10 protein-coding genes, 1 tRNA gene and 1 pseudogene are annotated in these 10,342 nt (G+C 63.4%); 5 read left to right on the forward strand and 7 right to left on the reverse strand.

Annotated features, from left to right (window positions below; all coding sequences use genetic code 11):
* Window positions 1–105 (forward strand): twin-arginine translocation signal domain-containing protein (locus MRY84_RS23205; RefSeq protein ID WP_363317576.1); only part of this gene is annotated, 105 nt, incomplete at its 5' end.
* A 46-nt stretch (window positions 106–151) separates the two neighbouring features.
* On the opposite strand, the gene ompR is transcribed toward MRY84_RS23205, so the two are convergent.
* The gene (gene ompR, locus MRY84_RS21135) at window positions 152–883 is read right to left on the reverse strand and encodes a two-component system response regulator OmpR (protein WP_010460834.1); all 732 of its coding nucleotides are present in this window, start codon (window positions 881–883) and stop codon (window positions 152–154) included.
* 256 nt (window positions 884–1,139) lie between these two features.
* Here ompR and MRY84_RS21140 point away from each other — a divergent pair, with 256 nt between their 5' ends.
* Window positions 1,140–1,817: an SIMPL domain-containing protein gene (locus tag MRY84_RS21140; RefSeq protein ID WP_291507648.1), complete on the forward strand. Its 678-nt coding sequence runs from the start codon at window positions 1,140–1,142 to the stop codon at window positions 1,815–1,817.
* 230 nt (window positions 1,818–2,047) lie between these two features.
* On the opposite strand, the gene MRY84_RS21145 is transcribed toward MRY84_RS21140, so the two are convergent.
* On the reverse strand, window positions 2,048–2,830 hold the full coding sequence (locus MRY84_RS21145; protein ID WP_291507649.1) for a 3-hydroxybutyrate dehydrogenase: 783 nt from the start codon (window positions 2,828–2,830) through the stop codon (window positions 2,048–2,050).
* Window positions 2,831–2,946: 116 nt separating this feature from the next.
* Here MRY84_RS21145 and MRY84_RS21150 point away from each other — a divergent pair, with 116 nt between their 5' ends.
* The 3 genes from MRY84_RS21150 to MRY84_RS21160 all read left to right on the forward strand — a co-directional run bounded on the left by MRY84_RS21150 (window position 2,947) and on the right by MRY84_RS21160 (window position 6,326).
* On the forward strand, window positions 2,947–3,888 hold the full coding sequence (locus tag MRY84_RS21150) for an alpha/beta hydrolase (protein WP_291507650.1): 942 nt from the start codon (window positions 2,947–2,949) through the stop codon (window positions 3,886–3,888).
* 14 nt (window positions 3,889–3,902) lie between these two features.
* Window positions 3,903–6,116: a bifunctional (p)ppGpp synthetase/guanosine-3',5'-bis(diphosphate) 3'-pyrophosphohydrolase gene (locus tag MRY84_RS21155; protein WP_291507651.1), complete on the forward strand. Its 2,214-nt coding sequence runs from the start codon at window positions 3,903–3,905 to the stop codon at window positions 6,114–6,116.
* A gap of 133 nt (window positions 6,117–6,249) precedes the next feature.
* A tRNA-Val gene (locus MRY84_RS21160) sits at window positions 6,250–6,326 on the forward strand.
* A 134-nt stretch (window positions 6,327–6,460) separates the two neighbouring features.
* Here the strand turns inward: MRY84_RS21160 and MRY84_RS23210 are convergent.
* The 5 genes and pseudogenes from MRY84_RS23210 to MRY84_RS21180 form a co-directional block, all read right to left on the reverse strand.
* A pseudogene (locus MRY84_RS23210) lies at window positions 6,461–7,534 on the reverse strand (tyrosine-type recombinase/integrase); the annotation flags it as partial.
* Window positions 7,510–7,713: an excisionase gene (locus tag MRY84_RS21165; RefSeq protein ID WP_291507652.1), complete on the reverse strand. Its 204-nt coding sequence runs from the start codon at window positions 7,711–7,713 to the stop codon at window positions 7,510–7,512. The pseudogene MRY84_RS23210 and the gene MRY84_RS21165, both read right to left, overlap by 25 nt.
* The gene (locus MRY84_RS21170; RefSeq protein ID WP_291507653.1) at window positions 7,710–9,023 is read right to left on the reverse strand and encodes a hypothetical protein; all 1,314 of its coding nucleotides are present in this window, start codon (window positions 9,021–9,023) and stop codon (window positions 7,710–7,712) included. Before MRY84_RS21170 ends, MRY84_RS21165 begins: the two co-directional genes overlap by 4 nt.
* Window positions 9,024–9,114: 91 nt before the next feature.
* Window positions 9,115–9,453 (reverse strand): hypothetical protein, encoded by a 339-nt coding sequence (locus tag MRY84_RS21175; protein ID WP_291507654.1) that lies wholly within the window; start codon window positions 9,451–9,453, stop codon window positions 9,115–9,117.
* Window positions 9,450–9,869: a hypothetical protein gene (locus MRY84_RS21180; protein WP_291507655.1), complete on the reverse strand. Its 420-nt coding sequence runs from the start codon at window positions 9,867–9,869 to the stop codon at window positions 9,450–9,452. The genes MRY84_RS21175 and MRY84_RS21180 overlap by 4 nt, the downstream gene beginning before the upstream one ends.
* Window positions 9,870–10,342: the final 473 nt, after the last annotated feature.

The following is a 10,342-nucleotide window of genomic DNA, read 5'->3' on the forward strand; positions in this document are numbered from 1 at the left end:
AAAAAGAAATTCTCGAGAAGAAAATTCCTCGTTCGTTCTGCAGTCGGAGTCGGGGTTTGGGCTGGTGGCATCAGAGGGAGCGTTCACGGATGGCAGGAACGATGAAGACGTTGACCCAAGGTCGCGGCCGGGCTGGCGCATGCGGGTCGTATCAGCTGGTTCCGTCCGGCACGAACACGTAGCCCACCCCCCACACCGTTTGGATGTAGCGCGGCGCGGCGGCGTCGACTTCGACCAGCTTGCGCAGGCGCGACACCTGCACATCCAGGCTGCGGTCAAACGGCTCGAACTCGCGGCCGCGGGCCAGCAGTGCCAGCTTTTCGCGCGACAGTGGCTGGCGAGGGTGGCGCACCAGTGCCTTGAGCATGGCGAACTCGCCGGTGGTCAGCGGCAGTTCCTCGCCGTTGCGCTGCAGTGCGCGCGTTCCCAGGTCAAACGTGAAGGGGCCAAAGGTGACGACCTCGTTGTCGCCGGATGGCGCCCCGGGCGCCTCCTGGGCCGGGCGGCGGCGCAGCACGGCGTGAATGCGGGCCAGCAGTTCGCGGGGGTTGAATGGCTTGCCCAGGTAGTCGTCGGCGCCCACTTCCAGGCCGACGATGCGGTCCACGTCCTCGCCCTTGGCGGTCAGCATGATGATGGGGGTGCGGTCGTTGGCAGCGCGCAGGCGGCGGCAGATTGACAAACCATCTTCGCCCGGCATCATCAGGTCCAGCACGATGATGTCCACGGTTTCGCGCAGCAGCAGGCGGTTGAGTGCCTTGCCATCTTCGGCGACCATGACTTCGAAGCCTTCCTGCGTCAGGTAGCGGCGAAGCAAGTCGCGAATGCGCGCATCGTCATCCACCACCAGAACTTTGTCAGTGCGATTGGTTGTTGTGGCCATCTTGATCCCAAGTCCAATTTGTAACAGAGCCGATTCTGACCACTTGGAACGCCGAAGTTCGGGTTTTGCCGTCGGGTTTGACCAACTGTTACAAGTTTTGCCCAGCTTCGCACGGTCGCAGCGGGGTCTTCAGCCAACTGGCCTTGGCTGCGGTTAAGGTGCTGGTCCGCAGAGTCCATCACTTGGACCGCGCCCATGAAACAAGGACATCGTCGTGATCAAAAATACTACCAAATTGATAGCTGCTTGCGCTTTAATGGCGTGCGCTGGAGTCGCTTTTTCTCAGAATCAACCTTCTGCGAGTGAACCTCGCAATGTCGTTCAGTTGTCGGCGAGTGGCACGGTAGAAGTCCAGCAGGACCTGCTGGTGGTCAACCTCGCCACCAGCAAGGAGGGCACTGACGCCGCTGCCGTGCAGGCGCAGCTCAAGCAAGCGCTGGACGCAGCGCTGGCCGAGGCCAAGCGCAGCGCGCAGCCGGGCCAACTGGACGTGCGCACCGGCCCTTTCGGCCTATACCCCCGCTATGGCAAAGAAGGAAAGATCAACGGCTGGCAGGGCCGCGCAGAACTGGTGCTGGAGGGGCGTGATTTCGCGCGCATCACCAGCACAGCGGGCAAGATCCAGACCCTGGCCATCAGCAATGTCACCTTTGGGCTGTCGCGAGAGGCACGCGCCAAGGTGGAAGGCGAGGCGCAAACACAAGCCATTGAGCAGTTCAAGGCCCGCGCCGCGGAACTGGCCAAGGGCTTCGGCTTTAGCACCTACAGCCTGCGCGAAGTGGCCGTCAACAGCAACGAAATGGTGCCTGGCCCGCGCCCCCGCATGATGGCGGCCGAGGCCAAGATGGGGTCGTTTGCCGATGCACCCGTGCCGGTGGAAGCGGGCAAGGCGCAGGTGGTTGTCAACGTGTCGGGGTCCGTGCAGATGCGCTGAGCGCATCCCCGAGGACTTAAGGATAAAAATGGCTGCTTGCGCTTATTCAATAAGCGCAAGCGGCTATAATTTTAATAGCAATCGGCAAGGCGCTAGACATGGCGCGCCCCAGGCAAGCGGCCGCCGCTCAGGGGCTGCACCGCCGCGCTGGCCGCCTCCCCCTTTCCCCGGTTCGCGCAGCGATCCGAGAGAAGGGGAGGGAACCGAAGGTGCCCCAGGGGGATGGGCCTCTACTGCGCCGCCCAGCCGCCGTCCATGTTCCATGCCACACCGCGCACGTTGTTGGCGGCAGGGGAGCAGAAAAACACTGCCAGTTCGCCCAGCTCTTCGGGTGTGGTGAACTGCATCGACGGTTCTTTCTCGCCCAGCAGCAGTTTCTTGGCATCTTCGTTGGAGAGGCCATGCTCGGCTGCTTTCGCGTCCACCTGTTTTTGTACCAGGGGGGTCAGGACCCAGCCTGGGCAGATGGCGTTGCAGGTCACGCCGGTGGTGGCGTTCTCAAGCGCGGTGACCTTGGTCAGGCCCACGATGCCATGCTTGGCGGCCACGTAAGCGGACTTCTGCGCGGAGCCCACCAACCCGTGCACCGAGGCCACATTGATGATGCGGCCCCAGTTGGCGGCTTTCATCGCGGGCAGGGCCAGGCGCGACGTGTGGAATGCGCTCGTGAGGTTGATGGCGATGACGGAATCCCAGCGTTCCACCGGGAAGTCCTCCACGTTGGCCACGTGCTGGATGCCTGCGTTGTTGACCAGAATGTCCACGCGGCCGAATTGCGCCGCGCTGTACTTCATCATGTCCTCGATGTCGGCCGCCCGGCTCATGTCGGCGCCGTGGTAGCCCACCTGGGCGCCAGCGCCCTGGCCCGCAGCGAGCACTTCGGCGCGGGGCCCCTCCACGTCGCCAAATCCGTTGAGGACCACGTTGGCGCCTTGCCGGGCCAGCGCCTTGGCGATGCCAAGGCCGATGCCACTGGTCGAGCCGGTGACGAGGGCGGTTTTGCCTTTGAGCATGGAAGTGTCTCCGAATGAATTACGATGCAACGCAAGAAAAAGTCGGCACGCATGGACGATCAATGGGTGCCGACGGCTCCCGCATTATCGAGCGCCGCCTCCCCGATTCCGCACCCATGATTGAACCTACGCTGAACTACGTACTGTGCCCTGGCCCCGGGGCTCCGGCGGCGTCTTCTGGCAACCTCCCCGCATCCGCGCCGCACCACCGCATGGCCTATTGGGAGTGGAATGCCACCGGCAATCCAGCGCATCCCCATGTGGTGGTCTGTGTGCATGGCCTTTCGCGGCAGGGACGCGACTTCGACACCTTGGCGAGGACGCTGAGCCAGCATGCACGCGTCATTTGCCCAGACGTCGTGGGGCGCGGCCAGAGCGACTGGCTGGTTGATCCAACTGGCTACCAGATCCCGCAGTACGGTGCCGACATGCTGGCACTGCTGGCCCATTTGCATCAGCAGGCCCCCATCACCACCTTGGACTGGGTGGGGACCAGCATGGGAGGCTTGATTGGCATGGGCATTGCGGGACAACCCGGCCTGCCGATGCCAGCGCCGGTGCGCAGGCTCGTGCTGAATGACGTGGGGCCATCCATCCAGTGGGAGGCGCTGCAGCGCATTGGTCTGTACCTGGGCCAGCCGGCGCGCTTTGATTCGCTGCAACAGGCGGCGGATGCCATGTGGGCGGTTTCGACCAGCTTTGGCCCCCACACGCTGGCCCAGTGGCTGGAGCTGTCGCGCCCCATGGTGCGCCCGCTGCCGGACGGTGGCATCACGCTGCACTACGACCCGGCCATCGCCGTGCCGTTCAAAGCCTTGACGCGAGAGGCCGCCGCCGCTGGCGAAGCCGCCCTGTGGCAGCTTTATGACCACATTAGCGCGCAAACGCTCCTGCTGCGCGGCGCGCAATCGGACCTGCTTTCGCGCGACACCGCGCAGGCCATGACCCTGCGCGGGCCGCGGGCCCGCCTGGTCGAGTTTGAAGGCGTGGGACATGCGCCCACGCTGGTGGCGGCCGACCAGATCCAGGTGGTCACCGACTTTCTGCTGGCGGGGTAAGGCGCCGTGGCCGGATGAAGACGAATCCTCCTGTACAGACATCGCTGGCCCCACACGGCGAGCCGGTGCCCCAGCTCATTGCTGCCACGGCGCACACGTTGCCCGAGCAGGTGAACGCGCTGGCACGCGCCCGTGCCTTTGCCGAGCCGCTGATGGCGGGTGAAACGCTGGATTCCGGCGAGAACACCCTCGCGCACGCAGATGCCGTCGCGGCCATCCTGCGGGGGATCGGCGGTTCGGAGGCCATGCAGGCCGCCAGCTACCTGGTGCATGCCTGCGTTCATCTCAACAAGCCCGAGGAAGTGATCGCCAAGGCCTTCGGCGCCAACTTTGCCGCGCTGGCCGTGGAGACCACCAAGCTGATGCGCGTGCAGCGCCAGGCCCGTGGCGCAGAGCCGCTGGACGACCCGGCCGTGCAGACCGAGAACGTGCGCAAGATGCTGCTCGCGTTCTCGCGCGACCTGCGCGTAGTGATGCTGCGGCTGGCATCTCGCCTGCAAACCCTGCGGTTCCACGCGGCCAGCAAATTGCCGGTGTCGCCAAGTCTGGCCCGCGAATCGCTGCAGGTGTTCGCGCCCCTGGCCAACCGCCTGGGCATCTGGCAGATGAAATGGGAGCTCGAAGATCTCTCGTTCCGCTTTCTGGAGCCGGAAACCTACAAGGAAGTTGCGCGCCTGCTCGACGAGAAGCGTGGCGAGCGCGAGGTGTACATGGAGCAGCTGCGTTCGCGGCTGGAGTCTGAACTGCGGGCCCGCAGCATCAGCGCCACGGTCGCGGGCCGCCCCAAGCATATCTACAGCATCGTCAAGAAGATGCGGGGCAAATCGCTCAACTTCGACCAGGTCTTTGACATCCGCGCATTGCGGGTGGTGGTGCCCACGGTCAAGGATTGCTATGCGGCCCTGAGCTGGGTGCACGAGCAGTTCAAACCCATCGTGGAGGAGTTTGACGACTACATCGCCAAGCCCAAGCCCAACGGCTACCAGTCGCTGCACACCATCGTGCGGGACGACAACGGAAAGCCCATCGAGATCCAGATCCGGACGCAGGCCATGCACGACCACGCCGAACATGGCGTGGCCGCGCACTGGGCGTACAAAGAGGCGGGCAGCAAAGGCTATGCAGGCGTCTCGGCCGCGGGCGAGTACGACGCCAAGATCGCCGTGCTGCGGCAATTGCTGGCGTGGGAACGCGACCTGTCGGGCGCGGTGTCCAACAAGGGGTTGTTCGAAGACCGAATCTATGTGCTGACGCCCGATGCCGCCGTGGTGGAACTGCCGCAGGGCGCCACGCCCGTGGACTTTGCCTATGCCGTGCATACGAGCGTGGGCCACCGGTGCCGTGGCGCACGTGTGGACGGCGCGATGGTGCCCCTGAACACGCCCTTGCAAAATGGCCAGACGGTAGAGATCTCCACCGTCAAGGAGGGGCGCCCATCGCGCGACTGGCTCAATGCCGAGCTGGGCTACCTCACCAGCCACCGAGCCAAGGCCAAGGTGCGCGCCTGGTTCAATGCACAGGCCACCCATGAAACCATTGCCCGTGGCCGGGATGCCGTGGAGAAGTTGCTGCAGCGCGAGGGCAAGACCTCCATCAAGCTGGATGATCTGGCCGTGCAGCTGGGGTTCAAGTCGGCCGACGCGCTATTTGAGGTGGTCGGCAAGGACGAGTTTTCGCTGCGCAATATCGAAACTTTGCTGCGCCCGCCCGAGCCGGCGCTGCAGCCGGACGACTACCTGCTGCTCAAGAAGACTCGGACCCATGAGGCCGCCCCCAAGGGTGGCGTGCTGGTGGTCGGTATCGATTCGTTGATGACCCAACTGGCCAAATGCTGCAAGCCCGCACCACCCGATCTCATCCGGGGCTTCGTCACGCGCGGCAAGGGCGTGAGCGTGCACCGTGCGGACTGCAGCAATTTCCGCGAAATGGCCGCGCGCAACCCCGAGCGCGTCATCGACGTGGCGTGGGGCGCGTCCAAGTCGGCTGCACAGGCCGCGGTGTACCCGGTGGACGTGGCCGTGGAGGCAGCCGACCGCCAGGGCTTGCTGCGCGATATCTCCGAAGTTTTTGCCCGTGAGAAAACCAACGTCATCGGTGTGCAGACCCAATCCGTCAAAGGCACGGCCTGGATGACCTTCACGGTGGAGGTGTCCGATTCGGGGCGGCTGAACAAGGTGCTGTCCATCGTTGCGGGCGTGCCCGGGGTGCGCTCCGCTCGCCGGCGGTAATGGCGGGTAGGCATGGTTGTGATCGTGGCCATGCCTGCGCCCGTTTCGTTGCAGGACGGGATATCTTGCGAAATCTCTACCTGCGGCCGGAATGCCGGATTTTTATGGCTATAATCGTGGTCTTAACAACGACAGGCGCGTAGCTCAGCTGGTTAGAGCACCACCTTGACATGGTGGGGGTCGTTGGTTCGAGTCCAATCGCGCCTACCAATGTTCCCATTCGGAAGAGACCAGCTTCCGGAAGCTTCGGGGACATTGGGGGGACATTCAGTCCTCCCCAGCATTTCCTCCATCTTCGCTTTCTCCCGCCCTCGGTCGGCTCCGTCGATCCACTTCGCGTACACCGTGAAGAGCATTTTGGCGTTCTTGTGCCCCATCTGCCGGGCGATGTACGTCGGGTTCACGCCAGCTGCTAGGGCGTTCGTCGCGTAGGTGTGGCGAGTCTGATAAGGGCGGCGCCACCGGATGCCAGCTCGGCGCAGGGCAGGGCGCCAGAACGTGTCTCGCTGGCTTCGCTCGTCGTGCCACGCTTTCCCGGTAACCGGATTTTCGAAAATCCGGCGGCCCATCTCCTGGTCGGTCTTGTCCTCGCTGCCCACCATGGTCCATGGCTTCATCGTTTCCAACGCATCCAGGGCGCGGCCGACCAGATCCACGTCACGCGCGTTGTAGGTCTTCAGGGGCTTCACTTCCCCCGCCGTGCGCGCCCGCTCGACGCGTATCGTCCCGCTGTGCCAGTCCACATCACCCCACCGCAGTTCGATCAATTCCTCTGGCCGCATGCCGGTCATGAACGCGAAGGTGAAATAAGCCCATGCGCGCGGGTCCTGGTTCTTGCTCATGGTGGACAGCACCGTCTCCATTTCTGCGGGGCTGAGCGGGTCGGGCTGCGGCGCCTGGTGTTTGCTGTTCTCGATACCCTCCATGGGGTTGCCAAGGTCCATGCTGCGGCCGGCCAAGGCAAACACCCCGCGAAGGCAGATCAGGTAGTTGTTCAGCAACTTCGCCGATGCCCAAGGCGTCTTGCCGACCGCCGCCGCCACCACCGCGTGAGGAAGCTTTTCCATGGGCGTCTCGGCTCCGAGCAATTCCTTCCATACCTTTAGAGCGTTGCGGTATTGCGTGAGCGTTTTCTTGGCCAAGCGACCCTTGGTGTCGAGCCATAGGTCGCACCAAGCACCGAAGCTGTGAGCAGGCTGCAGCGCCTTTGCCTGGGGTGAGCCGGGGAAGAAGGTCTCCCATTCAAACGTGCCTCTAGCGATGGCTTGGCGCACCTTAACCACCAGCTTCTCGGCATACCGCTCATTGGCGGGGGTCGGCGGGATGTCCAATGTGACCCGCTGACGCTGTCCATTTAGGGTGAAGCTCACCCGAATGGACTTCTCTCGCATCTCTACGCCGTTCCCTTCTCGACCCATTGCTCTACTCCTCTCAAATCGACGTAAATGTTTCCATCCTGGCGGCGGAACTGGCGGCCCTCGATCCAGGCGCCGCGCGCAATCTTGCTTTCGATGGCCTTCACGGTGAGCCCAATCAGCTGGGAGGCCAGTTTGATCGTGACGTACCGGGTGGGCGCCAGCATCACGGCTTCAGTCATGGGCCTTCAGCCTCCAGCGGAATGGCGTTGAGCGCATCCTCAGTCAGCTGGGCGGCGTCTTGCAGAAGGTAGTCCACTGCAGACATCGCGCCTTCTTCCTTGGTTCGCACCAGCGCTGCCATCGCCTGGGCCACGCTGAGCTCGCGTTGCAGATCCGCAAACAAGCCGTCGTAGGGCAGGCCGATGTCCTCCGCATCATCCGTGCTGGCGTGCCGGTTCCACAGCAAGTCCACCAGCACGACAAGCCCGTGTACCTCGTCGCCTGCATTGTCTTGAGCCAGGATGTGCAACACCTCCCTGGCGGCTTCGAGGTGGCAGAGTGCCGAGTTCGTGAGTTCGCGCGCCCGCTCAGTGGACTTGGCTAGCGCTGGGGCTTGTTCGCTTTTTGCCGGGGTGTGGCGGGAAAGCGGTGCCGGTTGCGTGGCCAAGCGGGCACCCGCTTCGATGGCTGCAGCGGCTTCAGCACAGGGATGCAGCTCGCAGTCGTAGCTTAGGCCAGCGTTGTTCAGCATCTCAAACGCAGTCATGATCAACTCATGGCGGTGAGTCGCAGCGGGCGACTCCTGTTTTTCGACGGCCAGGGCGCCGGTGCAAACTGCCGCCGCCAAGAAGAACACGTCGCGAATGCAGTCCTCGGTAAGCACGCCTTCGGAGGCCTGCTGCAGAGCCTTCTGCCCGAGCTTCAACAGGTCGGCTGCATAGGCTGCGCCGTCTTCATCGTTGATCGCTTTGATGGCCCGCTCCAAGAGCGATGCGCCAGCTGCGGCGACTTTGCGCTCGCTCGCCGAGAGTTGGGCCGGAACCTTTGGGCGCGCGGCGTTGAGTTCAATGCAATTGCTGCCTGCCTCATCGCATTCGGTCAGCCAGTTGAGTTGCACTGCCGCCTGGTTGAGCAGATCCGCCCGCTCGGCGCTTTCAACGTCTCCGGGTACGAGCTTGGCGGCCTTGATGAGCGCAGCAATGTCGTAGGCCAAACGCTCTGCGTCATCGGCACTCGGCGTCTCGGTGTGGGCCTTGCTTGCGAGTTCCGCGGCGAGGGCGAGCAGTCGGTCGGAGTCGCCACTCCACTGGTGGGGCTCATCGGTCTTGCTGGCGGACTGGAGCAGCACCTCGAGGATGCCGAACGCGGCTTTAATCGTGAAGCGGGTGAACTTGCCTTCTTCCAGGTTGGTAGGCGCCTTCAGGGCAGCCTTGGCAGCGGTGGACTTGGCTTTTGCGGGGCGAGCGATTACCTCAGACATGATCTGATCCTCTGAAATGATGAAAGAACGGAAGGGCGGTGCTGTCAGGCTCTCGACCGAGAACGCCACAGCAAGCCAGCGGCCCAGGCCACGGACTCGATGGCCCCGGCACCGGCGGTGTGGCGCATGCTTGCAAGGCGGTAGAAGAGGGCAGCGGTTTTCATGGGTTTTCCCTCCGCCAAATTGCTTCTTCCTCGGCAATCAGCGCCTTGGTCATGTGCCGGTAGTCCGGGTTGTCCTTGGGCAGCTGTCGGGGAACTCGCGTGCCAGCCATCGCTACGCAGGCCTTGGCGCTTCGGCGATGGGCCTGCGCCTGCAGGGTCTCGTTGCCGGTGTGCGGGTCGCGCTGTAGCGCGTCTGCAGCTTGGGTCCACAGGCTCGCGGCCAGCTCCCATTGAAGGGCGCCTTGGGCTTTGCGTGCTGCGTTTGCCAACTGGATGGCATCCTGGCAAGCAGCCTTCGCCGCACCAGCTTTGAGGAAAGAGGGCAGGGTGGTCATGCGTGCGCCTCCAGGTCCGAGATGAGGCTGGTCAGCGAGGCCTTCAGCAACGCACCTGCTGCGCTCAGCACCACGTCGCCCGAGAAGAGGCTCAGCATTCCGATGGCTTGCTCCATGTGGCACACCACGGACTGACAGTCGTCCAGCGACTGCTCGCTGCGGATGCGCTCCAGATCATTGAGCAGGATGCCGACAATCGTCATCACACCCCAGACGGCATCGTTTCTCACATCGTCTGAGCCATCTTCTGCGACGGTGCGCAGGACGGACTCCGCCTCGCTAGCCAAGGTCAGGGCCATCTCGGCGAAGTTGCCGGTTGAGATGGCTCCTGAAGGCGGGGCCTTGGGATGCGGCGGCTTTGCGGTACGCCGGTGTTTAGTTGCGCCTGCAGAAGGGCGCGTGATAACCTCAGACATAGATCCGATCCTTTTTGCTAGGGGTTTGTGGTCAAGAAGCCGGTGCGGGTCCAAGCGCAGTCGGTTTCGGGCAAGGGGCCAGTGGTTTATCCGCTGGCCTTTTGTTTTGGCGGTGGGGTGGCGTAGGTCATGACAGTGATCCTAGGCGGCGAGGCAGGCTAAAACACCCTTGAAAAGCACGCAAAAACGTGACGTTTAGCGTTTCGGCTGTCTTGGTCCTGAGTTTGCGGAATCGAGCAGGAAAAAGCGAGCCACTCAGAAGTGCTTTTTCCGTTACGCTGAATCTGCTGGGCGCTCATGCCGCTTCCTTGTGCTCTGCGGGCAACGCCTGGAGTACCGCAATCACTGTTGCAGACCACTTCATTTGCGTGACTGGAACGCCGCTTCCGTGCCGCTTGCCGGTGTCGTAGATCCGCGCGAAGTCTTTCCCGGCCTCGGTGGCTTCCCACACATCACCGCGCTTGAACTGCAGC

This window comes from Acidovorax sp. (assembly GCF_022763525.1).
Classification (GTDB): Bacteria; Pseudomonadota; Gammaproteobacteria; order Burkholderiales; family Burkholderiaceae_C; genus Acidovorax.

Bases quoted from the DNA above. Each gene is read 5' to 3' on its own strand.
- ompR (WP_010460834.1), bottom strand. From the start codon at position 883: ATGGCCACAACAACCAATCGCACTGACAAAGTTCTGGTGGTGGATGAC.
- MRY84_RS21140 (WP_291507648.1), top strand. From the start codon at position 1,140: ATGGCGTGCGCTGGAGTCGCTTTTTCTCAGAATCAACCTTCTGCGAGT.
- MRY84_RS21145 (WP_291507649.1), bottom strand. From the start codon at position 2,830: ATGCTCAAAGGCAAAACCGCCCTCGTCACCGGCTCGACCAGTGGCATC.
- MRY84_RS21150 (WP_291507650.1), top strand. From the start codon at position 2,947: ATGATTGAACCTACGCTGAACTACGTACTGTGCCCTGGCCCCGGGGCT.
- MRY84_RS21155 (WP_291507651.1), top strand. From the start codon at position 3,903: ATGAAGACGAATCCTCCTGTACAGACATCGCTGGCCCCACACGGCGAG.
- MRY84_RS21165 (WP_291507652.1), bottom strand. From the start codon at position 7,713: ATGACTGAAGCCGTGATGCTGGCGCCCACCCGGTACGTCACGATCAAA.
- MRY84_RS21175 (WP_291507654.1), bottom strand. From the start codon at position 9,453: ATGACCACCCTGCCCTCTTTCCTCAAAGCTGGTGCGGCGAAGGCTGCT.
- MRY84_RS21180 (WP_291507655.1), bottom strand. From the start codon at position 9,869: ATGTCTGAGGTTATCACGCGCCCTTCTGCAGGCGCAACTAAACACCGG.